This is a genomic window from Paracoccus simplex, from assembly GCF_042648325.1.
Lineage (GTDB): Bacteria > Pseudomonadota > Alphaproteobacteria > Rhodobacterales > Rhodobacteraceae > Paracoccus > Paracoccus simplex.
In genome coordinates, this window is sequence record NZ_JBHRXE010000012.1 from 64,488 (window position 1) to 88,134 (window position 23,647).

Genomic DNA, 23,647 nt, shown 5'->3' on the forward strand with positions numbered 1-23,647 from the left:
AGCGCCTGCCGCTGTCGCTGGCCCGGCTGCGGCAGCGCCGGGCCGAGCGGCTGGCCGATCTGGGTCAGCGGCTGGAACGTGCCCGGTCGCGGATGCTGGCCGACAGCGCCCGGCAGCTCGCCCGCGACCGCGCGGCGCTTGACCAGTTCGCGGCGCGGCTGGCCGCCGGCGCCACCCGCCTCCTGCCGCCGCGCCGCGAGGCGCTGGAGCGGCTCGACCGGCTGCGCCAGACCCTGGGCTATCGCGAAACCCTGCGCCGCGGCTTCGCGGTCGTGCATGGTCCCGCAGGCCTGCTCACCTCGGCCGCGGAAGCGGCGCAAACCCCGCGCTTCGAGATCGAGTTCCACGACGGCCGCATGGCGGCCCGCCCCGACGCGCCGCCGGCCAAACCCGCCCGCAAGCCAAGGCAGCCCAAGGGCCAGCCATCGCTGTTCTAGAAGCGGCGCCGGCGCGTCCCGCCGGGGGACGCGTCTCCAGACCGCGCCCCTAGCGCGCGATCTCGCGCGGCCGCAGCATCAGCCACAGAAGCGCGCCGCCCGCCAGCACCAGGAAGGGCAGCATGGCCAGGTTCACTGCGCTCCAGCCGGCCTGCGGCGAGCCGCCCATGCAGTTCATCAGCCCGCCCGAGGACAGCGAGGCCAGGAACACGCCGGAAAACACCACGGCGTCGTTCAGGCCCTGCACCCGCTCGCGCTCCTCGGGGCGATAGGCGCGGGTCAGCATGGCGGTGGCACCGATATAGCCGAAGTTCCAGCCCAGCCCCAGCAGGATCATCGCCAGGTAGAAATGCGACAGCTCGACCCCGGACAGCGCCACCGCCCCGGCGCCGGCCAGGATCGCCAGGCCCAGCATGACGATGCGGGTGGCGCCGAAACGGGCGATCAGATGGCCGGTGAAGAACGAGGGCGCGAACATCGCCAGCACATGGCCCGAGACGATGTTCGCCGCATCCGCCGTGGCGAAGCCGCAGCCCACCACCGCCAGCGGCGCCGAGGTCATCACCAGGTTCATCAGCGCATAGGAGACCATGCCGCAGATCATCGCCACGGCGATCTGCGGCACCCGCAACAGCGCACCCAGCGGCCGGCCCTCGGCATGGCCCCCGGCCGGGGCGGGCGGGCGCGGGATGTCGAGAAAGGCGAAGATCGCCGGGCCGAGCAGGTTCAGCCCGATGATCGCCGCATAGGTGGCCAAAAAGGGGATGGCGGTCAGGTCGGCGGTCAGCCGCACCAGCAGCGGGCCGGTGAAGGCGGCGGCAAGCCCGCCGGCCAGAACCCAGGAAATGGCGCGCGACTGGAACTCGGGCGGGGCGCAATCGGTGGCGGCGAAGCGGAAGAAGCCCTGCGCCGCCATATAGACCCCGGTGAACAGCGCGCTGGCGGTGAAAAGCCAGAAATTGCCCGCCGACAGCGCATAGGCCGCGATCCCCGCCCCCAGCGCCGCCGAGCCGCAGGAGAGCAGGAACCCGGCCCGCCGCCCATGCCGGCGCATGAAGCCCGAAAGCGGCCGGGCTGACAGCGCCGAGCCCAGGATCATCATCGACAGGGGCAGGGTGGCGATGCAGGGATTGGGGCTGAGCATCTGGCCGGCCAGCCCGCCGACGATGAAGATCATCGACATTTGCGCCCCCAGGAGCGCCTGGGCCAGCAGCAGCACGATGACATTGCGCCGGGCGCGGCGCATGGCGTCGGGACCGGCAAGATCGGGTGCGGCGGTCATGTCAACGCGACGGCCTCACGGGCGCGGGTTTCGATGGCCTGCCAGTCGCCGGCGGCGACATCGGCATCGGGGGCGATCCAGCTGCCGCCGACGCAGACCACGTTCGGCAGCGCCAGGTAGTCGGGGGCGTTTCGCGGCGTCACGCCGCCGGTCGGGCAAAAGCTGACCTGCGGCAGCGGCCCGGCCAGGGATTTCAGCGATTTCGCCCCGCCCGCCGCCTCGGCCGGGAAGAATTTCAGCATGGAATAGCCCAGCTCCATCGCCCGCATCACCTCGGAGGCGGTGACCGCGCCGGGCAAGAGCGGCAGGCCGATCTCCTCGCAGGCCCGGGCCAGCCGCTCGGTCAGGCCGGGCGAGACGGCGAAGCTGGCGCCGGCATCCTTGGCGCGTTTCGCGTCGTCGGGGGTCAGCACCGTGCCGGCGCCGACATGCCCGCCGGGAACCTTCGCCATCTCGCGGATGACGTCGAGCGCGGCGGGAGTGCGCAGCGTGACCTCCAGCACCGGCAGGCCGCCTGCGACCAGGGCGGCGGCCAGCCCCTCGGCGCGGCCGGCGTCGCCCACGACCAGAACGGGGATCACCGGGGCGAGTTCGCAAAGCGCGCGGGTGTTCCGGGACTGGGTTTCGGGGGTCATGGCGGGCCTCGTTCTTGCGGAAACTGCCGGCAGGTTGCGCTTTTCCGCGCGGCTGCGCAAGGGTCGGTGTTAGCGTTAACTGCCGTCAAGGGGGCGGGCTTGCCGGGGCAGGGGCTGTCCGCCCCCCTGACGGCTGGCGCCGCCAATCACCCCGGCGCGGATTTCGGCAACGGAACGCCCCTCAGCCGCCGAAGCTGCTGCGCCCGCCCGAGCGGGCGGTGGAGGAAGCGCCGAAGCCGCCGCGCTGGCTGACCTGGGCGGCGCTCATCGGCGGCTTGCCGATGGTCGAGGGCGCGCGCTGGAAGGTCGTGGCCGACACCTTGCCGGCGCCGCGGTTGCTGGCGAAGCTCTGGTCGCCCTTGGGGGTGGAATAGCGGCCGTCGGCGGTGTTCACCATCGGCTGCGAGAAGATGCCGCCGCCGCGCGACAGCATCGAGCCCATCATGTAGCCGACCAGCAGCGGCATGAAGGAAAAGCCGCCGCCGGAATTCTGCGCCTCTTGCGTCTGCGCCGGATCGCCGCCGCAATTGCCGGCGCCGTGTTCCTGCTCGCACAGTTCCTTGGATTCATAGCGCGGGGCGGTTTCCATGAATTCCTGCTGGGCGGCGGCGAAGTTCTTGCGGCAATCCTCTTCGGTGAACCACAGGGTTTCCTGCTTGCTGGCGGCGATGCAGCTTTCCAGGTCGGGAAAGCTCTGCGCGTCCATGCGGTCGTCCTCGCAGCCGGCCAGCGCCAGGGTGGCGGTTCCGGCCAGCACCAGGGCGACATGGCGGCCGCGCTTGCGGGCGGGGCGCTTGCCGGGATCGGGATTGGAGAATGCTTCGGTCATGGATCAGCCCTCGATGAAATGCGGCTTGAAGCGGGACAGGTTGTGGGTGATGCGCGAACGGTCCTCGCGCAGGCCGAGGCCGCAGCAGGCCTCGCCGACGATCCAGGCGCCGAGCACCGGATGGAAGCCGCCCAAATCCGGCAGCGGCGCCAGGGCCTGCACGATCATCGGGTGGTGCGAATAACTGTCGTCCTGGGTGCGCGCCACTTCGCGCCCCTGTTCGTTGATCACCACCCCCGCACCCTCGCGCGAGAAGATCGGCTTGGTCACATGGCCGTGCGCCAGCGTCTCGCGCGCCGCCTCGAAGGCCGCGGCCACGGCGGCGGCGGGGCTGCCGCCGGCCAGCGCCTCCTGCACGTCATCGAGGAAGAAGGCGGGCAGCAGGTTCGGGTGGCCGGGGAACATCTGCCAGAGCAGCGGCAGGATGCCCTTGTTCGACAGAACCGCCTTCCAGGGCGGCTCGATGAAGCGGGTGCCGGAGCTTTGCAGATGCGCGGCGAACTCGTCGCGCAGCATGTCCTCCCAGGGGTAGAGCTTGAAAAGCGTGCCGATGACGCGGGACTGCTCGTCGGCGAACTGGCCCTCCTCGGTCAGGCCGATCTGGCCGAGCGCGGTGAAATGCGCGCCCAGACCCGCCTCGCGCGCCGCCCAGGCCAGGGTCTCGACGGTGGCGTAATCCTCGGGATTGTCGGGATCGGCGGCGAAATGCACGTCCTCGCCATCGGCGCATATCTGCGTCCAGCGCGCCACGATCGCCTCGTGGATGCTGTTGAACTGGTCGCAATCCCCGTCGAGGACCCCCGCCGCCCGTTGCTGCTCGAACCAGAGCCACTGGAAGCTGGCGGATTCGTAAAGCGAGGTCGGGGTGTCGGCGTTGTATTCCAGCAGCTTCGCCGGACCGCTGCCGTCATAGGCCAGGTCCATGCGGCCATAAAGCTCGGGTTCGCCCCGCGTCCAGCTGGAGGCCACCAGATCCCAATGGCGCTGGGGAATGCCCAGCCGCGCCAGCCAGGTCTCGTCGGCGATGGCGCGGGCCACCGCTTCGCGGCACAGGGCATGCAATTCGGTCGCGGGCGCTTCGATGTCTTCCTCGATCTCGCGCAGGGTGAAGCGATAGGCGCTGGTCTCGTCCCAATAGGGCTCGCCGCCCATGTCGGCGAAGGTGAAGCCGAGCTTCTCGGCCTCGTCGCGCCAGCCGGGGCGTTCGGGAAGGGTGCGTTTTTCCATGATCTCTCCTTGCCTCCCGAGATAGGGCGGCAGGCCGGCCCGGCGCAACCCCGCGGGGCGCGGCGGGCGCTGCATTTTCGCGCGGTCGCCCGGAACGCAGCTCAGACCGCGACGCCGAAGAGCTTGCCGATCCCCGCCGTCACGGCCAGCGCGAAGATACCGCCCAGCACCACGCGCAGCACCGCCCGGCCAAGCGGCGCGCGGCCGGCCCAGGCCCCCAGCGCCCCCAGCAGCGCCAGGGCCAGCACCACCGCCGCCAGCACCGTCGCGATGACCGCGCCGCCCGGCGCGAAGACCGCCGCCAGCAGCGGCACCGCCGCCGCCAGGCTGAAGGTTGCGGCCGAGGCCAGCGCCGCCTGCAGCGGATTGGCGGCCAAGACCTCGCTGAGCCCCAGCTCGTCGCGCAGATGCGCGGCCAGCGCGTCCTGCTCGGTCACCTCGCGCGCCGCCTGCAGCGCCGTGCCGGGCGTCATGCCACGCGATTCATAGATCGCCGCCAGCTCGTGCAATTCGTCCTCGGGCATCTCCTTCAGCGCCGCGCTTTCGCGGGCGATGTCGGCGCGCTCGGTATCCGATTGCGAACTGACCGAGACATATTCGCCCATGGCCATCGACAGCGCCCCGGCGACCAGGCCGGCCAGCCCGGCGATCAGCACCGCCTCGCGTCCCGGGGCGGCGGCGGCGACGCCGGTGATCAGCGCCCCCACCGAGATGATGCCGTCATTCGCCCCCAGCACGGATGCGCGCAGCCAGCCCATGCGGTTGATATAATGCGGGTCGTCGGGATGGGCGCTCGGCTTCGGGGTCATCGTTTCCTCGTCTGGTTTTTGCCGCCAGCTTAACCGCAGGGGCGGTATTTGCCAGCCTTGCGTCCCGCGCCCGGCGCGGTCAGGCTGCGGACAGGCGAATCCCGCCGAAACGAGGGCGACGATGCGGCAGAACCCGGCCGGCCGCGGCCGCGGGAGGGTTGCAATCCGGCGCCAGACGTCATCACGCATGGTTTTGCACAAGGGGGATTTCATGCGGCTTCAGGGCAAGACGGCTTTGGTCACCGGCGCCGGCTCGGGCTTCGGACGCGGCATCGCCGAAACCTTCGCGCGCGAGGGCGCCAAGGTCGCGCTGCTGGACATCGACCTGGCGGCGGCCGAGACCGCCGCGCAAGACATCGGCGCCCCGGCCATCGCCATCGCCGGCGACGTCAGCCAGGCCGAGCAGGTCGCCGCCGCCGTCGCCCGGACGCGCGCGGCCTTCGGCGGGCTCGACATCGTGGTGAACAATGCCGGCTGGACCACGCCGAACGGGCCGCTTCTGGCCACCGACGAGGCGGCGTTCCGCAGGATCTACGAGGTCAATGTGCTGTCGATCTTTCACATGACCCATGCCGTGGTGCCCTATTGGCGCGAGCGCGGCCAAGGCGTGATGATCAATGTCGGCTCGACCGCGGGCATCCGGCCCCGGCCGGGCCTGACCTGGTACAATTCCTCGAAAGGGGCGGTGAATACCATGACCCGCAGCCTGGCGGCCGAGCTGGCCCCGGACGGGATCCGGGTGAACGGCATCGCCCCGGTGATGGGCGAGACCGGGATGCTCGGGCAGTTCATGGGCTGCGAGGACACGCGCGAGAACCGGGCCCGCTTTATCGCCACCATCCCGCTGGGGCGGCTGTCGACGCCGCGCGACATCGCCAACGCGGCGCTCTACCTCGCCTCGGACGAGGCCGATTTCATCACCGGCGTCATCCTCGAGGTCGATGGCGGGCGGACGATCTAGCCCGCGCTTTGGTCAACCGCGCCCTGCGCCCGCCGCGTGGCGATGTTGCGCCACAGGAAGGCCAGCACGAACAGCGCCGTCAGCACCAGCACGATGGTCGGCGCCGGGGCGCTGTTCAGCCAGAAGCTGGCCCAGACCCCGCTGACCGAGGCGAAGGCCGCGACGCCGACCGCGGCGGCCAGCATGGCGGGCAGCCGCCGCGTCATCAGGAAGGCCACGGCCCCCGGCGCGATCAGCAGCGCCACCGCCAGGATGATGCCGACCGCGCTGAGCATGGCGACCACCGTGGCCGAGATCATCGCCAGAAGCCCGTAATTCAGCACCTGCAACGCCAGCCCCGAGACCCGCGCCTGCACCGGGTCGAAGGCCAAAAGCGCGAAGTCGCGCCATTTCAGCAGCAGCGCCAGCCCGACCAGCGCCGAGATGCTGCCCGCGAGGCGCAGATCCTCGGGACCGACGCCCAGCATGTTGCCGAACAGGATGTGATCCAGGTGCAGATCGGTCTGGATCGCGGTGTAAAGCACCACCCCCAGCCCGAACATGCCCGACATGACCACGCCCAGCACCGTGTCGGCCTTGACCCGGCTGTTGCCCTGCAGCCAGCCCGACAGCATGGCACAGCCCAGCCCGGCCACGAAGGCGCCGAGGATCAGCGGCAGGCCGGCGATATGGGCCAGAACCACGCCGGGCAGCACCGCATGGCTGACCGCGTCGCCCATCAGCGACCAGCCCTTGAGCACCAGGAAACAGGACAGCAGCCCGGCGGGCAGGGCGACCATCAGCCCGATCAGCGCCGCATCGCGCATGAAGGGAAAGGAAAACGGCAGCAGCAGCCAGTCCATCACGCGGCCTCCTCCAGCGCCGCGCGGGCCCGGCGGCGGGCGGCGAGCAGGCCGTGTTTCGGCGCCAGCAGGAAGACGGCCAGGAAGATCAGCGTCTGCAGGCAGACGATCACCCCGCCAGTCGCGCCGTCCAGAAAGAACGAGACATAGGCCCCCAGCGCCGAGGTGGCCGAGCCGATCGCCACCGAGATCAGGATCAGCCGCGGAAAGCGGTCGGTCAGCAGATAGGCGGTCGCGCCGGGCGTCACCACCAGCGCCACAACCAGGAAGGCGCCGACGGTCTGCATCGCCGCGACCGTGCAGGCCGAAAGCAGGGTGAAGAACAGCACCTTCAGCGCCTGCGGGTTCAGTCCGACGGTGCGGGCATGGCTTTCGTCGAAGAACACCACCATCAGGTCGCGCCATTTCGCCGCCAGGATCAGCAGCGAGAGGCCGCCGATCAGCGCCAGTTGCAGCGTATCGCCGGGGGTGATCGCCAGGATGTTGCCCATGGTGATGGTCTGCACGCTGACCGCCATCGGATTGAGCGAGACCATGAACAGCCCCAGACCGAAGAAGCCGGTGAAGATCAGGCCGATGATCGCGTCCTCGCGCAACCCGCTGCGCTTGTTCAGGAACAGCATGGTCAGCGCCGCAAGCCCGCCCGACAGGAACGCCCCCAGCGCGAAGGGCAGGCCCAGCATGTAGGCCCCGGCGACGCCCGGCACGATGGAATGCGAAAGCGCGTCGCCGATCAGCGACCAGCCCTTGAGCATCAGATAGGCCGACAGGAAGGCGCACACCCCGCCGACCAGGCCCGAGACCCAGATCGCGTCGGTCATGTAGCCGTATTCGAAGGGCACCAGCAGGGTGCTGATCATTTCGATTCCGCCTCCTCGCGGGCGCTGCGCTGCCGGTCGTCGTAAAAGACCAGCGGCCGCTCGTCGTCCGACAACACGGTCAGCGCACGTGGGTCGTCGTCGTCATGCAGGCGCCGCCCGCCCAGCACGAAATGCCGCAGCACGCCGCCGAAGGCGAGGCGCAGATTGTCGGGGGTGAAGATTTCGGCCGTGGGGCCATGGGCCAGCACGGTGTTCTTCACCAGCACCACCCGGTCGCAATATTCCGGCACCGAGCCGAGGTCGTGGGTCGAGACCAGCATGACCCGCCCCTCCTCCCGCATCTGCTGCAACAGCGCGATGATGGCGGATTCGGTCTTGACGTCCACGCCGGTGAAGGGCTCGTCCAGCAGGATGACCCGGGCGCCCTGCGCCAGCGCCCGGGCCAGGAAGACGCGCTTCTTCTGGCCGCCCGACAGCTCGCCGATCTGGCGGTGGCGGAAGTCCTGCATGTTCACCCGCGCCAGCGCCTCGTCCACGGCGCGGCGATCCTCGGGCCGGGCGCGGCGCAGAAAGCCCATATGGCCGTAGCGGCCCATCATCACCACGTCCTCGACCAGCACCGGGAAGGTCCAGTCCACCTCCTCGGCCTGCGGCACATAGGCGATCAGGTTCTGGCGCAGCGCCTGCGGCACGGTCAGGCCCAGCACCCGCACCTTGCCGGCGGCGGCAGGCACGAAGCCCATCAGCGCCTTGAACAGCGTGGACTTCCCCGAGCCGTTCACCCCCACCAGCGCCGTGACCGAGGCTTGCGGCACGGAAAAGCTGGCATCGCGCAGCGCGGTGAAGCCGTTGCGATAGGCCACCGTCAGGTTGGATACCTCGATGCCGGGGGCGTCATCCATGGGACAGCCCCTTCACGATGGTCTCGGACGTCACGCGCAGCAGGTCCAGATAGGTCGGCACCGGCCCGTCCGGCTCGGACAGGCTGTCGACGTAAAGCACGCCGCCATAGCGCGCCCCGGTCTCGGCGGCGATCTGCCGGGCCGGGCGGTCCGAGACGGTGCTTTCCGAGAACACCACCGGGATCTTGTGCTGCTTGATCGCATCGACGACGCGGCGCACCTGCTGCGGCGTGCCCTGGGCATCGGCGTTGATCGGCCACAGGAACAGCTCGTTCAGATGGAAATCCCGCGCGAGGTAAGAGAAGGCCCCTTCCGATGTCACCAGCCAGCGCCGTTCCTCGGGCAGGGCGCGGGCGGCGTCGCGCAGCGGGCCGACGGTGCGGGCGATCTCGCCCTTGTAGCGGCCGGCATTGGCGCGATAGGTGCCGGTGCCCTGCGGATCGGCCTTGGACAGCGCGGCGGCGATGTTGTCCACATAGACCAGCGCCGTATCCAGCGCCATCCAGGCATGCGGGTTGGGTTTGCCGTCGTAATGTCCGCCCGAGATCGGCATCGGCGCGATCCCCTCGGTCAGCGTGGCCGAGGGCAGCGCGCCCAGATTGTGTAGGAACTGCTCGAACCACAGTTCCAGGTTCAGCCCGTTGCGCAGGATCAGGCGCGCGTCGCGGGCGCCGATCAGGTCGCTGGGCGTCGGTTCGTAATTGTGGATCTCGGCCCCCGGCTTGGTGATCGAAACCACCTCGGCCCGGTCGCCGGCCACGTTGCGGGCCATGTCGGCAAGGATGGTGAAGGTGGTCGCCACCTTGAGCCGGCCGGCCTGCGCCCGCGCCGGGCCGGAGGCCAGGGCGGGGGCGGCAAGCCCGGCAAGGGCCGTGGTCAGGAAAGTTCTGCGCTTCATGATCCGATTCTTGTGCTCTGGGCCTCGTCCTGTCGCCGTTATCTGCGAACCATTCTCAACTGTCAAGCCAGTTGCAATTTCTTCGCATCTGAGCCAGAAAACCGCATGGAGATCGAGACCCGCGCCCAATCCTTCGAGGACGCGCTGCGCCGTGTCGGCGTGCGCATCACCCGCCAGCGCGCCGCGCTGCTGCGGGTGCTGGCGGCGGCCGAGGACCATCCCGATGCGACGCAGCTGCACCAGCGGGCGACCGCGGCGGGGGCAGGGGTGTCGCTGGCGACGGTCTATCGCACGCTTTCCGCGCTCGAGGCGCAGGGCGTGATCCAGAAGCTGGAATTCGAGGGCGAGCCGGCCCGGTTCGAGCCCGCCGACGGCACCCATCACGACCACATGATCGACGTCGAGACCGGCGAGGTGATGGAATTCGTCAACGAGCGCATCGAGCGGCTGCAGGCCGAGATCGCCGCCGAGATGGGCTACGAGATCGTCCGCCACCGGCTGGAGCTTTACGTCCGGCGCCGCCGATGAGCCTGACGGTCTTCGACAAGATCATTTCGGATCGCGGTTCGCGCTATGCGGTGTCGGGCGGGCCGGCACGGACCCGCGCCGAGGCCGAGGCGCTGCTGGCCGAACTGCGCCGCAACAAGCGTTTCGCCAAGGCCACGCACAACACCTGGGCGGCGATCCTGTCGGGCGAGGCGGTCCGCGACGACGACGGCGAAAGCGGCGCCGGCCAGATCATCCTGCAGATGCTGGAACGCGCCGGGCTGGCCGACCATGTGGTGATCGTGACCCGCTGGTATGGCGGCAAGCATCTGGGCGGCGACCGTTTCCGGCATGTCGTCGATGCGGTGCGGCACTATCTGGCGCAGACCGGGCGCTAATCCTCGCGCCCGACCGCATGGGCGCGCAGCAGCGCCAGCGGCACGATCTCCAGCGTGCGGGCATGGGTGGCCTCCAGCACCACCTGGGGCGCGGCGAATTCCTGCGCCGCCTGCAGGAAGCGCGCGGCGCAAAGGCACCAGCGGTCGCCGGGTTTCAGCCCCGGAAAGCGGAATTCCGGCCGCGGCGTGCTCAGGTCGTTGCCCAGGTATTTCGACAGCGCCAGGAATTCGGCGGTGACGACGACGCAGACGGTATGCCGCCCGCTGTCCTCGGGGCCGGTATTGCAGCAGCCGTCGCGGAAGAATCCGGTCAGCGGCGCGGTCGAGCAGGTCTCGAGCCGGCCGCCAAGGACATTGAGCGCCGCGTCCATCCCTCAGGCCTCCCTTGGCTGCCAGTCGATCCAACGGGCATGGAAATCCGCCCGCCCCAGATCCCAGGCCCGCATGGCGCCCCCGGACCAGAGTCGCAGGCGCAGCCCCGCGCCATCGCCGCCGTCGTTTTCCATGGCGAAATGCGCCAGCGGCTGCGCGGCGTTGGCGCGCGCGCCGGCCTGTTGCAGCGTTGCCTCGATGCAGTCGCGGGTGGCTTGTGGAAAATATTGCGCAGCGACGGTGTGATAGACCAGCCGGCCATGCGCGGCCGAGCCTGCCAGTCGGGATTCAAGCCATTCGCCGGCATCGCCCCGGTCGACGCAAGGCGGATGCGCGGCCGCGACCGCCAGCGCCGCGCGCAACCGCGCCAGCCGGTCTTGCTGATCGGGCCAGACATAGGCCATCAGCCGGAACCCGTCCGCCGCCGGATCGAGCGGGTTCAGATCCACGCCGCGCGCCTCTCCGACCTTCAGTGCGGCGGCCGACGGCGGCGTGCCCCGCCAGCGCGGCATCAGCCGCACCTGCGGCACCGCTTCACCCGCCATCGTGGCCCGGGAACCTTGTTCATCGACAAGGCTATAGAGCGGAAAGTTCAGGTTGAGTCCGGCACTGGAGCCCAGTTCCAGCAGGTCGAAGCGCGTGCCAGGCAGCAACCCGGCCAGGAAGCGCGCCGCAGCGATCAGCACCGCCGAGCGGCCGACCTCGTTGGTCTGTGGCGGAGACTCGATGAAATCGAGGATATGATTCCCATGCATCTTGATTTCATTGAAAATATCCAGATCAAGCTGCGTGCCGCCACCCATGGCATAGGCCCGCGCCAGGTCGGGTGCGCGCCCCGACAGCGCCAGCGCATGCAGCGCCCCGCACAGCCGCAGCGGCAGCGAATCCGCGCCCACGGCCAGATCGCCCGGCCAGGTCTTCACCCGCCGCCCGACCGGCCCCTGGTCGGCAGCGATGATGCGGGTCAGTGCCTCGCAGATCCGCGCCGTCAGCCCCGAGCCAAGCTCTCGGCAGGTGCGGGTCTGATGCGCGAATGCCTCCTGCCAGGCCATCAGCGGAACCTGTCGCCAAGCGCGCGCAGCCGGTCGGCGAAGCTCGACGGCTCGGGCGGCGTTTCCGCTGCGGGTTTCGCTAAAGGTTTCAAGGATTTTCCTCCCGGATCCCCCGGTCGCGTGCCACTGTTGCGAGGCGGCGAGACCCGCACCGCCACGGCGTTCATCACCCGCGCGTCATCGCCCGCCGCCAGCGCCACGGCACCGTCCGAGATGCCGCGCAGCAGGTCGTCCAGCCCGGTCCCCTCGGCCTTGGCGAAATCCGACAGCACATAGCCCGCGACGCGATCCTTGTGGCCGGGATGGCCGATGCCGATGCGCAGCCGGCGATAGGATTCGCCGATATGCTGATGGATCGAGCGCAGCCCGTTATGCCCGGCATGGCCGCCGCCGGTCTTGAGCCGAACCTTGCCCGGCGCCAGGTCCAGCTCGTCATGCAGCACGATCACGTCCTGGGGGGTGAGCTTCAGATAGCGCATCGCCTCGCCCACCGACTGGCCCGACAGGTTCATGAAGGTCGCGGGCTTGAGCAGGGTGGCCCGCTCCTCGCCCAGCCGGCCCTCGGCCGTCTCGCCCTGGAAGCGGCTGCGCCAGGGGGTGAAGCCGTGGTCCGCGGCGATGCGGTCCACCGCCATGAAGCCCACGTTATGCCGGTTGGCGGCGTATTTCGCGCCCGGATTGCCCAGGCCGACGATCAGTTTCATGCGTTTCTCCGTGGCATGGCGCCAGCTTACCGGCGGCTCGGGGAAGGGGCAAATTTTATCGCTCTCTTGTCCTCGCGGGCTGGCGTTACTAAGACTCTGTCAACCTTTCGCGTCTAAGAGCGGTCCAGGGCGAGCACGCTCTTGGGTCGAATCGCGGAACGGACAGGCCAGGCAGGGACAAAAGCAAGGACAGACATGCACGATCCGGCAGAATTCTACATGAACACGCTCGTCCCGATGGTCGTCGAACAGACCAGCCGCGGCGAACGTGCCTACGACATCTTCTCGCGCCTGCTGAAGGAACGGATCATCTTCATGTCCGGTCCGGTTCATGACGGCATGGCGACGCTGATCTCGGCGCAGCTGCTGTTTCTCGAGGCGGAGAACCCGACCAAGGACATCAGCATGTATATCAACAGCCCCGGCGGCGTGGTGACCGCCGGCCTGTCGATCTATGACACCATGCAATACATCAAGCCGCGCGTCTCGACGCTGGTGGTGGGACAGGCGGCCTCGATGGGCTCGCTGCTGCTCTGCGCTGGCCAGCCGGGGCACCGCTTCTCGCTGCCGAACAGCCGCATCATGGTGCACCAGCCCTCGGGCGGCTTCCAGGGTCAGGCCACCGATATCCTGATCCATGCGCGCGAGACGGAAAAGCTCAAGCGCCGCTTGAACGAGATCTATGTCAAGCATACCGGCCGCACCCTGCAGGAGGTCGAGGAGGCGCTGGAGCGCGACCGTTTCATGTCGCCCGAGGAGGCCAAGGAATGGGGCCTGATCGACGAGATCCTTGAGGCGCGCGGCAAGGCCGAACCCGACAAGTGATCACGGCTGCGGGAAGCGGCCAAGCCTGACGTTTTGGGGATTGTGACGGGCCGGGGTGGCCCGTAACATATACACTGACGCGGGGCGTGGCCTGGCCACGCCGCAAAAAGGGCGGTCGTCCGGCACTTCTGCCGGGCCTCCGGGACAATACGAGGATCATCTGATGGCCAATCCGACCGGCGGCGACAGCAAGAACACGCTCTACTGCAGCTTCTGCGGCAAGAGCCAGCATGAGGTGCGCAAGCTGATTGCCGGTCCGACCGTGTTCATCTGCGACGAATGCGTCGAGCTTTGCATGGACATCATCCGCGAAGAGACCAAGTCCTCGGCCCTGAAATCCGGCGACGGCGTGCCCAGCCCGCGCGAGATCTGCGCCGTGCTGGACGATTACGTCATCGGCCAGGAACATGCCAAGCGGGTGCTTTCGGTCGCGGTGCACAACCACTACAAGCGGCTGAACCACAGCTCCAAGACCGATATCGAGCTGGCGAAGTCCAACATCCTGCTGATCGGCCCCACCGGCTGCGGCAAGACGCTGCTGGCGCAGACCCTGGCCCGCATCCTCGACGTGCCCTTCACCATGGCCGATGCGACCACGCTGACCGAGGCCGGCTATGTCGGCGAGGATGTGGAAAACATCATCCTGAAACTGCTGCAGGCCAGCGAATACAATGTCGAGCGGGCGCAGCGCGGCATCGTCTATATCGACGAGGTCGACAAGATCACCCGCAAGTCCGACAATCCCTCGATCACCCGCGACGTCTCGGGCGAGGGGGTGCAGCAGGCGCTGCTGAAGATCATGGAAGGCACCGTGGCCTCGGTGCCGCCGCAGGGCGGGCGCAAACATCCGCAGCAGGAATTCCTGCAGGTGGACACGACCAACATCCTGTTCATCTGCGGCGGCGCCTTCGCCGGCCTCGACCGCATCATCGCGCAGCGCAACAAGGGCACGGCGATGGGCTTCGGCGCCTCGGTCAAGGAAAACGACGACAAGGGCGTAGGCGAGCTCTTCAAGCAGCTTGAACCCGAGGATCTGCTGAAATTCGGCCTGATCCCCGAATTCGTCGGCCGCCTGCCGGTCATCGCCACGCTGGGCGACCTGGACGAGGCCGCGCTGATCATCATCCTGACCCAGCCCAAGAACGCGCTGGTCAAGCAGTATCAGCGGCTCTTCGAGCTGGAAAACGTCAAGCTGACCTTCACCGAGGACGCGCTGACCGCCATCGCCAAGCGCGCCATCAAGCGCAAGACCGGCGCGCGCGGGCTGCGCTCGATCATGGAGGACATCCTGCTGGATACCATGTTCGAACTGCCGGGCATGGACAGCGTCGCCGAGGTGGTGGTCAACGAGGAAGCGGTGGAGAACCCCGCCGCCAAGCCTCTGCTGATCCACACCGATTCGAAGAAGGAAACCGCGACCGCCGGCTGATCCCGGCGCCGGGTTTCCGATCCGCCCGGAACACGCGGGCTGCGCCGGGCCGCTGCCGCGGGACGCGCGCCGCAGGACGGGCAAGGCAGCAAGGGCCATCGGCTTGATGGCCCTTTCGCATGTCTGGCGGCCTTTGGCATCTGCTTTGGGTGTCGCTTTTCCGGCGGCCTTTGCCCGACGCAACTCTCATCGACCGGTCAGCGCCCCTCCTCGGCGATCCCCGGCTCGGGCAGGCCGCGCCGGGCCAGCGCCAGCTGCGGCCCGGTGCCGCGCTCGCGAAAGGTTTCGTCACGCTTCTCTGGACCTTCGGCGCGAGTTGCGCCATATCTCGGCCGACACCCGTATGAAGAGGTTCTGACCCATGTCGCTTCTGCTTCGCATCCTGACCTGGTGGAACAGCCAGACCCTGAACACCCAGGTCTGGACCAGGCTCTATGGCGAGAAGGTCGGCGAGGACGATCAGGGCAACATCTATTACCAGTCGGGCGGCGGCAAGCGGCGCTGGGTCATCTACAATGGCGAGGCCGAGGCGAGCCGCGTCTCGCCGGAATGGCATGGCTGGCTGCACCACACCTACAAGGAGCCGCCGACCCGCGAACCGCTGGCCCGCAAATCCTGGGAAAAGCCGCATGAGCCGAACCTGACCGGCACCGCCGCCGCCTATCACCCGGCCGGCTCGCTCTATCGTGCCGAGCCGGTCGAGCGGCGCGATTACGACGCCTGGCAGCCCGAGTAAGCGCATGAACAGCGCCGCGGAACGGGCCGAGCTTTGGGTTGGCGCGGCCGTTCTGGCCGTCGCTGCCGGCTTTCTGGCCTGGTCCACCTCTGGCAGCCCGCTGACCGCCCGGCTGGGCGGCGGCTATGAGTTGCGGGCGGCCTTTCCGAATGTCGACGGCATCGAGGTCGGCACCGAGGTCAGGGTCGCGGGCGTGCGCGTCGGCCGCGTCGCGGCGGTCGAGCTGAACCCGCAGACCTATTACGCCGAGGCCCGGCTGCGGCTGCCGCCCGAAATCCGCCTGCCCAGCGACAGCGCCGCGCTGATCCAGTCGGACGGGCTGCTGGGCGGCGCCTATATCGAGCTGCAGCCCGGCGGCGCGCCCGACGACCTGCAGCCCGGCGACGAGATCGAGGACGTGCAGGGCGCCGTCAGCCTGATCTCGCTGATGATGAAATTCGTGGATTCGCAAAGCTCGGAGGATGGAACATGACCGATCTTCTGGCCCGGACCTGCCTGTGCCTGCTGCTGGCCGCCACCGCCACCGCCTTCGCCACTCCCGTACGCGCGCAGGAGGAGGAACCGCCGGCCGAGGACCAGCATCTGATGGTCGACCCGGCCTTCAGCGACGATCCCGACGCGGTGGTCCCGGCCGAGCCCTCGGCCGCCGAGCGCCAGCGCGCCGCCGAGGCCGCCCGTGGCCCGGAAACCGCGCGCGGCAATGGCGCGCAGCTGCGCGGGCTCGACAAGATCACCGGTCGCACCGAGGATTTCAACCTGGCGATCGGCCAGACAGCCGAGTTCGGCCGGCTCGAGGTCAGCCTGGCCGAATGCCGCTATCCGGCCGCCGATCCCAGTTCGGACGCCTATGCCGAGCTGACGATCATCGACCGGCGCGCCAATGCGCGGCTGTTTTCCGGCTGGATGATCGCCTCGTCCCCGGCGCTTTCGGCGCTGGATGATTCCCGCTATGACGTCTGGGTTCTGTCCTGCAGCAGCGCCTGAGGGCTGGGCAGGCGATGCGCCCGGATATCGGCCCGGACCCGCAGCGCCGCGGCAAGCCGGTGGCGGTATTCCACCTTGGGAATGGTCAGCCCGCCCATCGAGGCCAGGTGCGGGTTGGGATATTGCGTGTCCCACAGCGTGAAACCGCAGCGCGCCAGATGCGCCGACATCCAGATCATCGCCGCCTTCGAGGCATTGCTGCGCCGCGAGAACATGCTTTCGGCGAAGAAAGCCCCGCCCAGGGTCAGGCCGAACATGCCGCCGATCAGTTCATCGCCGGCATAGACCTCGAGCGAATGGGCATGGTCCAGGCGGTGCAGCTCGCGGTAAAGCGCGAAAAGCGGCTTGTTGATCCAGGTCTCCTCGCGGTCGGCGCAGCCCAGCACGGTGCCGGTGAAATCGCGGTCGATGCTGGCCCGCCAGTCGCAATGCCGCAGGAAGCGCCGCATCGAACGCGAGATATGCACCCCGCCCACCGGCAGGATGCCGCGCAGCGCCGGGTCGAACCAGTAGAGCTGCGGATCGGTGGCGGATTGCGCCATCGGAAACACGCCCTGCGCATAGGCGGCCAGCATCCGTTCGGCCGTCAAGCCGCTGCTCATGCGCGGCCTCCGGGTCGTGCCGGCCGCACCAGCATGGCTCAGGCGGCGGCCATCTCGGCCAGCCAGCGCTCCAGCCAGTGGATCGAATAGTCGCCGCTCTGGATGTCGGGATTCTCGATCAGGGCGCGGAACAGCGGCACGGTGGTGTCCACCCCGTCCACGATCAGCTCGCCAAGCGCGCGGTTCAGCCGGGCCAGCGCCTCGGGCCGGTCGCGGCCATGCACGATCAGCTTGCCGATCAGGCTGTCGTAATAGGGCGGGATGCGATAGCCGTCATAGATGGCGCTGTCCATCCGCACGCCCAGGCCGCCCGGCGCGTGATATTGCGAGATGGTGCCGGGCGAGGGAATGAAGTTCGGCAGCCGCTCGGCATTGATCCGCACCTCGATGGCATGGCCGCGGATCTCGAGATCCTCCTGACGGAACTCCATGTCCTCGCCCGCGGCGACCAGGATCTGCTGGCGGACCAGGTCGACGCCGAAGATCGCCTCGGTCACCGGATGTTCGACCTGCAGGCGGGTGTTCATCTCGATGAAGTAGAATTCGCCGTCCTCGAACAGGAACTCGATGGTGCCGGCGCCGCGATAGCCGAGCTTCGCCATGGCATTGGCGCAGATGCCGCCGATGCGGGCGCGCTGCTCGGGCGTGATGACCGGGCCCGGGGCTTCCTCCAGCACCTTCTGGTGGCGGCGCTGCAGCGAGCAGTCGCGTTCGCCCAGGTGCACGGCCTTGCCGCGGCCGTCGCCGAAGACCTGGATCTCGATATGGCGCGGGCGCTGCAGATATTTCTCGATATAGACCTCGTCATTGCCGAAGGCGGCCTTCGACTCGGCCCGGGCGGTGCGGAAGGCGTTTTCCAGTGCCGCCTCGTCCAGCGCCACCTTCATGCCGCGCCCGCCGCCGCCGGCGGTCGCCTTGATGATGACCGGATAGCCGATCTCGGCCGCGACGCGCTTGGCGGCCGCCACGTCCGGCACGCCGCCCTCCGAGCCGGGCACCACCGGGATGCCTAGCGATTTCGCGGTTTCCTTGGCGGTGATCTTGTCGCCCATGATGCGGATATGTTCCGCCGACGGGCCGATGAAGGTGATGCCGTGATCCTCGACCATCTGCACGAAGCCGGCGTTTTCCGACAGGAAGCCGTAGCCGGGATGGATGGCCTGGGCGCCGGTGATCTCGCAGGCCGAGATGATGGCGGGCATGGACAGGTAGCTGTCGGTCGAGGGCGGCGGGCCGATGCAGACGGATTCATCGGCCATGCGCACATGCATGGCATCGGCATCGGCGGTGGAATGCACCGCGACCGAGGCGATGCCCATCTCGCGGCAGGCGCGGATGACGCGCAGCGCGATCTCGCCGCGATTGGCGATCAGGATCTTGTCGAACATCCCGGCCTCACTCGACGACCATCAGGGGGGCGCCGAACTCGACCGGGCTGCCGTCGTCGACGAGGATGCGCTTGACCGTGCCGGAACGCGGCGCGGGAATGTGGTTCATGGTCTTCATCGCCTCGACGATCATCAGCGTCTCGCCTTCCTTGACCTGCTGGCCGATGGCGACGAAGGCCGCCGCGCCGGGCTCGGGCGCCAGATAGGCAGTGCCGACCATGGGCGAGGTCACGACGCCGGGCAGGCTGGCCGGATCCTCGTTGCCGGCCGCGGCCGCGGCGGGGGCGGCCGGGGCGGCGGAGGCGGTAGCCGCCGGGGCTTGCGGCGCGGCCGGGGCGGCCACGGTCTGGATGATCTGCTTGTTCTGTTTCGACAGGCTGACGGTCAGGCGGTCGTTCTCGTCATATTCGCGCTTGACGGTCAGTTCGGTCAGTTCGTTGCGGTTGAGCAGCTCGGCAAGGGCCTGGATGAAGGCGACGTCGCCTTCGTGATGACGCTTTTCGTGACCAGCTTGTTTGGAATCGTCGCTCATGCCGTCCTCTGGATGTCGTTCATGGGGCCGCGTTCTCTGCGCGGCGGCTTGCGGGGCTTATAAACCGGACTGGAAGCCGAGGGAAAGGGATTTGCCGTCTAGCGCCGGCGTTTCCAACGCCGGTGGACCCAGAACCATTGCTCCATATGGGCGCGCACCAGGCGTTCCAGGTCGTCGTTCAGCGCCTGCATCATGGTCGCCGCATCGCTGTGCGCGACCGGCTCGCCGACCTCGACGCGAAAGCTCAGCCCGTCGGGCTGGCGCACCCCGGCGATGGGCAGGATCAGCGCGTCATAGCGCAGCGCCAGCTCGGCCGGGGTCAGCACCGTTTTGGTCGGCAGGCCGAAAAAACGCAGCTCGGTGCCGTGGTCGTCGAACTGGTCGAAGCCCAGCGCCATCCAGCCGCCGCCCTTCAGAAAGCGCAGCATGGCGGCCAGCCCGGCGCGGCCGCGCGGGAACATCGGCTCGGCGATGGCGCGCATGGCGGGGATGTAATGGCGGTTGAAGGCTTCGTTGTTCATCGGCCGGTAGAGCGCGCCGACCGGCCAGCCGCGCCCCGAAAGCGCGGCGCGCATGGCGTCGTAATTGCCGAAATGCGCCACCGCCAGGATCACCGGGCGGCCGGCCTGCGCCGCCTGTTCCAGCGCCGGCAGGCCGGGGCCGGTCAGCGGGTCCGAGGCGTGGATGCGGTCGGTGAACTCGGTGCCGGAATAGATCTCGGCCAGCGACCGGCCGGCATTGGCGGGCACGGCGCGAAGCAGGTGGCGCACCTGGGCTTCTGTCAGGTCGGGCCGGGCCATGGCCAGGTTGACGCGGATGCGGCTGCGCCAGCCGGCCAGCGGTCCCAACGCATGGGCAAAGAGCCAGCCCATCGCCGGGATGCGCCGCCGATAGGGCAGCAGCCGCGCCAGGCCCATGATGGCAAGGAAGGCGCCGTTGGCGATGCGGTCGCGCAGGGCCACCGGCTCGGGTGTGTCGGTCTCGCTCATCGCGGTCCTGTTCAGGCGGCCCGGTTCATCGCGCGGGCCTCGCGCATCCAGACATATAGTCCCGCCGCCACGATGATCAACGCGCCGACAAAGGTCCAGAGGTCGGGCAGGGTGCCCCAGATGAGCCAGCCCCAGATCCCGGCCCAGATCAGCCCGGTATAGCCGAAGGGGGCGATGGCGGCGGCCTCGGCCAGGGCGAAGGCCCGGATCAGCAGCGCCTGCGCCACCGTGCCGAGGCTGCCAAGCAGCAGGAAGGCCCAGAGATCGCCGGCGGCGACGGGCTGCCAGAAGAACGGCACCGCCAGCGAGGACAGCACCGAGCCGACCAGCGCCGACCACAGCACCGAGGTGGCGGTGGAATCGCTGCGGGCGATGCGGGTCAGGATCGCGCCGGCGGCATAGGTGAAGGCTGCGACCAGCGCCAGCAGCGCCGCCGGATGGAAGACGCCGGCGCCGGGGCGGATGATGATCAGCGCGCCGCAAAGCGCGGCGAGGATGCCGAGAATGCGGCGGATGCCGATGGATTCGCCCAGAAAGATCGCGGCGCCCAGCGTGATCAGCACCGGGTTGATGTCCATGATCGCGGTGGCCTCGGCCAGGCCGATGAATTGCAGCGCGCTGAAGAACAGCAGGATCGAGCCGAGCTGCGTGACGCCGCGGAAGAACTGCACCCCCGGCCGCCGGATGGCGAGCGCGCTGCGCAGCCGCGGCGCGAGAATGACCGCGACGATGGCCAGATTGGTGACGAAGCGGGCCCAGACCACCTGCACCGGGTGGTAGAGCGTCGAGAGATGCTTGCCGGTCGCGTCCATCAGCGTGAACAGGAAGATCGCCAGGAGCAGCAGCAGGATGCCGCGCAGTTGCGTGGCGCGGCCCGGATCGCCCGCGGGGGCGAGGATCTGCGGCAAGGCGCCGGGGCTGGGTTCGGGCGGTGTCATGGCAGGTCCCTCGTGCCGCCGTTATGCCTTCGGGCGGCGGCGGGGTCCATGGGGGCAGCGCGAGTGCCCCGGCCGCGCGGGGGCAGGGGTATTTGGAAAACGGTGAAAGCCGGGCGGGGTGGCCTTCCGGGGCGCCCGGCATGCGTGCCTGGGACACGAAGAAGCCGCCGGCCGGATGGAAAAGGGCCGCGCGCCGTGCGGGCGCGGCCCCAGGGGTTTAGCCGAGCAGGCGGCGGGCCTCGGCGGCGGCCGCCTCGGCGGTGATGCCGAATTCCTTGTAAAGCGTCGGGGCCGGGGCCGAGGCGCCGAAGCCGGTCATGCCGATGAAGCCGGAGGCTTCCTCGCGGCCGCGTTCGCCCAGCAGCAGCCAGTCCCAGGGCTGGCGCACCGCCGCCTCGATCGCGATGCGCACCGTGCCGGCGGGCAGGACCTGCCGGCGGTATTCCGCGTCCTGGTCACGGAACAGCTCCATCGACGGCACCGAGACCACGCGGGTCGGCACGCCCTCGGCCTCGAGCGTCTCGCGCGCGGCGACGGCGATCTCGACCTCGGAGCCCGAGGCCATCAGGATCACCCGGGGCGTGGCGCTGGCTTCGCGCAGCACATAGGCGCCGCGGGCGGTCAGGTTCTCGCCCGCGGTTTCGCGCAGCGTCGGCAGGTTCTGGCGCGACAGGGCCATGACCATCGGGGTGGATTCGCTCGACAACGCGATTTCCCAGGCCTCGGCGGTCTCGACCAGGTCGCAGGGGCGCAGGGTCAGGGTGTTGGGCGTGGCGCGGCAGATCGCCAGGTGTTCGACCGGCTGGTGGGTCGGGCCGTCCTCGCCCAGGCCGATGCTGTCATGGGTCATGACATAGGTCACCGGCAGGCCCATCAGCGCCGAAAGCCGCATGGCGCCGCGGGCATAATCGGTGAAGCACATGAAGGTGCCGCCATAGGGGCGCAGGCCGCCATGCAGCCAGATGCCGTTCATCGCCGCCGCCATGCCGTGTTCGCGGATGCCGTAATAGATATAGCGGCCCTGGCGGTTCTCGGGCGTGAAGGCGCCCAGATCCCTGGTCTTGGTGTTGTTCGAGCCGGTCAGGTCGGCCGAGCCGCCGATGGTTTCGGGCAGTTCGGGGTTGATGACCTCCAGCACCATTTCGCTGGCCTTGCGGGTCGCGAGTTTGGGCTTGCTGGCCAGCGCCTGTTCCTTGAGCGCCGCGATGGTGGGCGCCAGCCGGTCGCTGACGCCGCCCGAGATGCGGCGGGCGAATTCGTCGCGGTTCTGGGCCGCATCGACGCGGGTGGCCCAGGCTTCGCGCGCCTCGCGGCCGCGGGCGCCGATGGCGCGCCAGTCGGCCAGGATGTCCTCGGGGATCACGAAGGGTCCGTGTTCCCAGCCGAAGGCGGCGCGGGCGGCGGCGATCTCCTCGGCCCCCAGCGGCGAGCCATGGGCGCCGGAACTGTCCTGCTTCTTCGGCGCGCCGTAGCCGATGATGGTCTTGCAGGCGACCAGCACCGGACGGTCGTCCTGGCCGCTGGCGGCGTCGGAAAGCGCGCGCTCGATATCGGCCGGGTCGTGGCCGTCGCAGGACAGCGTGCGCCAGCCCGAGGCCTCGAAGCGTTTCAGCTGGTCGGTCGAATCCGACAGCGACACCCGGCCGTCGATGGTGATGTCGTTGTTGTCCCAAAGGACGATCAGGTTCTTCAGCTTCTGGTGGCCGGCCAGGCCGATCGCCTCCTGGCTGATGCCCTCCATCAGGCAGCCGTCGCCGGCGATGACCCAGGTCTTGTGGCTGCACAGGTCGGCGCCGAACTGGGCGCGCATCGCCTCCTCGGCGATGGCGAAGCCGACGGCGGTGGCGATGCCCTGGCCCAGCGGGCCGGTGGTGGTCTCGACCCCCTCGGCATGGCCGTATTCGGGATGGCCGGCGGTGATGGCGCCCCATTGCCGGAAGTTGCGGATCTGATCGAGCGACATCTGTTCGTAGCCGGTCAGGTAGAGCAGCGAATAGATCAGCATCGAGCCGTGACCGGCGGACAGCACGAAGCGGTCGCGGTCGAACCAGTTCGGCGCGGCGGCGTCGAATTTCAGGTGGTTGCGGAACAGGACCGTGGCGACGTCGGCCATGCCCATCGGCATGCCGGGATGGCCGGACTGCGCCGCCTCGACGGCGTCCATGGAAAGGGCGCGGATGGCGGTGGCGAGGCGCCAGTGGGCGGGATCGGCCTTGCGGCGGGCGGCGATGTCCATATCGGGCTTCCGTGCTGTTGGATGGCGGCACGTCCTGATAGGCAGGCAGGCGCGCGGTTGCAAGCCGCGATGGGTTCGGACCGGGCGGTTTGGCATGGCTGGAGATGTCTCCATCATCGGCTTTCGCCAGGATCGGTCGGCGCCCGGCCGATCTGTCTGCGCAACGTCGCCGGGGCGCCGGCGGCGGCAAGCCGTTTGCCATCCATGTCCGGCGCGGCGACATCCTGGACGGCGATCCCTGGTCCTCTTGCTCGCGGCCGTCCAAATACGTGCCGGACGAATTCTCCCGTGCCTGCGTTTCGGCAAGCAAGGGCCCGGTCATCGCTTTTTCCG

At 69.0% G+C, this 23,647-nt stretch carries 27 protein-coding genes; 9 read left to right on the forward strand and 18 right to left on the reverse strand.

What is annotated here, in order from left to right; all coding sequences use genetic code 11:
- Nucleotides 1-437 (forward strand): exodeoxyribonuclease VII large subunit (locus tag ACFOMP_RS05715; RefSeq protein WP_379028476.1); only part of this gene is annotated, 437 nt, incomplete at its 5' end.
- Between the two features lie 49 nt (nt 438-486).
- Here ACFOMP_RS05715 and ACFOMP_RS05720 read toward each other — a convergent pair.
- From ACFOMP_RS05720 to ACFOMP_RS05740, 5 genes are all read right to left on the reverse strand, one after another.
- Nucleotides 487-1,719 (reverse strand): MFS transporter, encoded by a 1,233-nt coding sequence (locus ACFOMP_RS05720; RefSeq protein ID WP_379028478.1) that lies wholly within the window; start codon nt 1,717-1,719, stop codon nt 487-489.
- A complete protein-coding gene (locus ACFOMP_RS05725; RefSeq protein ID WP_379028480.1) occupies nt 1,716-2,354 on the reverse strand; it encodes a bifunctional 4-hydroxy-2-oxoglutarate aldolase/2-dehydro-3-deoxy-phosphogluconate aldolase in 639 nt (212 codons plus the stop codon). Before ACFOMP_RS05725 ends, ACFOMP_RS05720 begins: the two co-directional genes overlap by 4 nt.
- A gap of 181 nt (nt 2,355-2,535) precedes the next feature.
- The gene (locus ACFOMP_RS05730) at nt 2,536-3,183 is read right to left on the reverse strand and encodes a DUF1190 domain-containing protein (RefSeq protein WP_379028482.1); all 648 of its coding nucleotides are present in this window, start codon (nt 3,181-3,183) and stop codon (nt 2,536-2,538) included.
- Between the two features lie 3 nt (nt 3,184-3,186).
- A complete protein-coding gene (locus ACFOMP_RS05735; protein ID WP_379028484.1) occupies nt 3,187-4,410 on the reverse strand; it encodes a glutathionylspermidine synthase family protein in 1,224 nt (407 codons plus the stop codon).
- 101 nt (nt 4,411-4,511) lie between these two features.
- Nucleotides 4,512-5,219: a VIT1/CCC1 transporter family protein gene (locus ACFOMP_RS05740; protein ID WP_379028486.1), complete on the reverse strand. Its 708-nt coding sequence runs from the start codon at nt 5,217-5,219 to the stop codon at nt 4,512-4,514.
- A gap of 211 nt (nt 5,220-5,430) precedes the next feature.
- On the opposite strand from ACFOMP_RS05740, the gene ACFOMP_RS05745 reads away from it, so the two are divergent.
- On the forward strand, nt 5,431-6,180 hold the full coding sequence (locus tag ACFOMP_RS05745) for an SDR family oxidoreductase (RefSeq protein ID WP_379028487.1): 750 nt from the start codon (nt 5,431-5,433) through the stop codon (nt 6,178-6,180).
- Here the strand turns inward: ACFOMP_RS05745 and ACFOMP_RS05750 are convergent.
- Genes ACFOMP_RS05750 through ACFOMP_RS05765 form a run of 4 tightly spaced genes read right to left on the reverse strand, consistent with a single transcriptional unit; the run spans nt 6,177 to nt 9,643 of the window.
- Nucleotides 6,177-7,022: a metal ABC transporter permease gene (locus ACFOMP_RS05750; protein ID WP_289895271.1), complete on the reverse strand. Its 846-nt coding sequence runs from the start codon at nt 7,020-7,022 to the stop codon at nt 6,177-6,179. The two genes, ACFOMP_RS05745 and ACFOMP_RS05750, sit on opposite strands and share 4 nt — an antisense overlap.
- Complete coding sequence (locus ACFOMP_RS05755) at nt 7,022-7,882, reverse strand: metal ABC transporter permease (RefSeq protein ID WP_289895272.1); 861 nt, start codon at nt 7,880-7,882, stop codon at nt 7,022-7,024. The genes ACFOMP_RS05750 and ACFOMP_RS05755 overlap by 1 nt, the downstream gene beginning before the upstream one ends.
- Complete coding sequence (locus ACFOMP_RS05760; RefSeq protein WP_289895273.1) at nt 7,879-8,745, reverse strand: manganese/iron ABC transporter ATP-binding protein; 867 nt, start codon at nt 8,743-8,745, stop codon at nt 7,879-7,881. Before ACFOMP_RS05760 ends, ACFOMP_RS05755 begins: the two co-directional genes overlap by 4 nt.
- Nucleotides 8,738-9,643 carry a metal ABC transporter substrate-binding protein gene (locus tag ACFOMP_RS05765; RefSeq protein ID WP_289895274.1) on the reverse strand — a complete coding sequence of 302 codons (906 nt, stop codon included), beginning with the start codon at nt 9,641-9,643 and terminating at the stop codon, nt 8,738-8,740. The genes ACFOMP_RS05760 and ACFOMP_RS05765 overlap by 8 nt, the downstream gene beginning before the upstream one ends.
- Nucleotides 9,644-9,748: 105 nt before the next feature.
- Here ACFOMP_RS05765 and ACFOMP_RS05770 point away from each other — a divergent pair, with 105 nt between their 5' ends.
- Complete coding sequence (locus ACFOMP_RS05770; RefSeq protein WP_379028490.1) at nt 9,749-10,171, forward strand: Fur family transcriptional regulator; 423 nt, start codon at nt 9,749-9,751, stop codon at nt 10,169-10,171.
- Nucleotides 10,168-10,527 (forward strand): YigZ family protein, encoded by a 360-nt coding sequence (locus tag ACFOMP_RS05775; protein ID WP_379028492.1) that lies wholly within the window; start codon nt 10,168-10,170, stop codon nt 10,525-10,527. The genes ACFOMP_RS05770 and ACFOMP_RS05775 overlap by 4 nt, the downstream gene beginning before the upstream one ends.
- On the opposite strand, the gene ACFOMP_RS05780 is transcribed toward ACFOMP_RS05775, so the two are convergent.
- The 3 genes from ACFOMP_RS05780 to pth are packed head-to-tail and all read right to left on the reverse strand — an operon-like array spanning nt 10,524 to nt 12,655.
- Nucleotides 10,524-10,898, reverse strand: coding sequence for a DUF2237 family protein (locus ACFOMP_RS05780; RefSeq protein ID WP_289895277.1), 375 nt, complete (start codon nt 10,896-10,898; stop codon nt 10,524-10,526). The two genes, ACFOMP_RS05775 and ACFOMP_RS05780, sit on opposite strands and share 4 nt — an antisense overlap.
- Before the next feature lie 3 nt (nt 10,899-10,901).
- Nucleotides 10,902-11,951, reverse strand: a complete 1,050-nt coding sequence (locus ACFOMP_RS05785; RefSeq protein ID WP_379028494.1) for a DUF2332 domain-containing protein — start codon at nt 11,949-11,951, stop codon at nt 10,902-10,904.
- Nucleotides 11,951-12,655 (reverse strand): aminoacyl-tRNA hydrolase, encoded by a 705-nt coding sequence (gene pth, locus ACFOMP_RS05790; RefSeq protein ID WP_379028496.1) that lies wholly within the window; start codon nt 12,653-12,655, stop codon nt 11,951-11,953. Before pth ends, ACFOMP_RS05785 begins: the two co-directional genes overlap by 1 nt.
- 195 nt (nt 12,656-12,850) lie before the next feature.
- On the opposite strand from pth, the gene ACFOMP_RS05795 reads away from it, so the two are divergent.
- The 5 genes from ACFOMP_RS05795 to ACFOMP_RS05815 all read left to right on the forward strand — a co-directional run bounded on the left by ACFOMP_RS05795 (nt 12,851) and on the right by ACFOMP_RS05815 (nt 16,629).
- The gene (locus ACFOMP_RS05795) at nt 12,851-13,480 is read left to right on the forward strand and encodes an ATP-dependent Clp protease proteolytic subunit (RefSeq protein WP_379028497.1); all 630 of its coding nucleotides are present in this window, start codon (nt 12,851-12,853) and stop codon (nt 13,478-13,480) included.
- A 163-nt stretch (nt 13,481-13,643) separates the two neighbouring features.
- Complete coding sequence (gene clpX / locus ACFOMP_RS05800; RefSeq protein ID WP_289895281.1) at nt 13,644-14,909, forward strand: ATP-dependent Clp protease ATP-binding subunit ClpX; 1,266 nt, start codon at nt 13,644-13,646, stop codon at nt 14,907-14,909.
- A 361-nt stretch (nt 14,910-15,270) separates the two neighbouring features.
- Nucleotides 15,271-15,645, forward strand: a complete 375-nt coding sequence (locus ACFOMP_RS05805; protein WP_289895282.1) for an NADH:ubiquinone oxidoreductase subunit NDUFA12 — start codon at nt 15,271-15,273, stop codon at nt 15,643-15,645.
- Nucleotides 15,646-15,649: 4 nt separating this feature from the next.
- The gene (mlaD, locus tag ACFOMP_RS05810; RefSeq protein ID WP_289895283.1) at nt 15,650-16,117 is read left to right on the forward strand and encodes an outer membrane lipid asymmetry maintenance protein MlaD; all 468 of its coding nucleotides are present in this window, start codon (nt 15,650-15,652) and stop codon (nt 16,115-16,117) included.
- Nucleotides 16,114-16,629: a DUF2155 domain-containing protein gene (locus ACFOMP_RS05815; protein ID WP_379028498.1), complete on the forward strand. Its 516-nt coding sequence runs from the start codon at nt 16,114-16,116 to the stop codon at nt 16,627-16,629. Before mlaD ends, ACFOMP_RS05815 begins: the two co-directional genes overlap by 4 nt.
- Here ACFOMP_RS05815 and aat read toward each other — a convergent pair.
- The 6 genes from aat to tkt all read right to left on the reverse strand — a co-directional run bounded on the left by aat (nt 16,593) and on the right by tkt (nt 23,314).
- Nucleotides 16,593-17,231: a leucyl/phenylalanyl-tRNA--protein transferase gene (gene aat, locus ACFOMP_RS05820; protein WP_289895285.1), complete on the reverse strand. Its 639-nt coding sequence runs from the start codon at nt 17,229-17,231 to the stop codon at nt 16,593-16,595. The two genes, ACFOMP_RS05815 and aat, sit on opposite strands and share 37 nt — an antisense overlap.
- Before the next feature lie 38 nt (nt 17,232-17,269).
- A complete protein-coding gene (gene accC / locus ACFOMP_RS05825; protein WP_379028500.1) occupies nt 17,270-18,619 on the reverse strand; it encodes an acetyl-CoA carboxylase biotin carboxylase subunit in 1,350 nt (449 codons plus the stop codon).
- A gap of 7 nt (nt 18,620-18,626) precedes the next feature.
- Nucleotides 18,627-19,151, reverse strand: coding sequence for an acetyl-CoA carboxylase biotin carboxyl carrier protein (gene accB, locus ACFOMP_RS05830; RefSeq protein WP_379028502.1), 525 nt, complete (start codon nt 19,149-19,151; stop codon nt 18,627-18,629).
- Nucleotides 19,152-19,249: 98 nt separating this feature from the next.
- The gene (locus ACFOMP_RS05835) at nt 19,250-20,140 is read right to left on the reverse strand and encodes a lysophospholipid acyltransferase family protein (RefSeq protein WP_379028504.1); all 891 of its coding nucleotides are present in this window, start codon (nt 20,138-20,140) and stop codon (nt 19,250-19,252) included.
- Between the two features lie 11 nt (nt 20,141-20,151).
- Entirely contained in the window at nt 20,152-21,078 is a 927-nt protein-coding gene (locus ACFOMP_RS05840; protein ID WP_379028506.1) for a DMT family transporter, read from the reverse strand.
- Between the two features lie 217 nt (nt 21,079-21,295).
- On the reverse strand, nt 21,296-23,314 hold the full coding sequence (tkt, locus tag ACFOMP_RS05845) for a transketolase (RefSeq protein ID WP_379028508.1): 2,019 nt from the start codon (nt 23,312-23,314) through the stop codon (nt 21,296-21,298).
- Between the last annotated feature and the right edge of the window lie 333 nt (nt 23,315-23,647).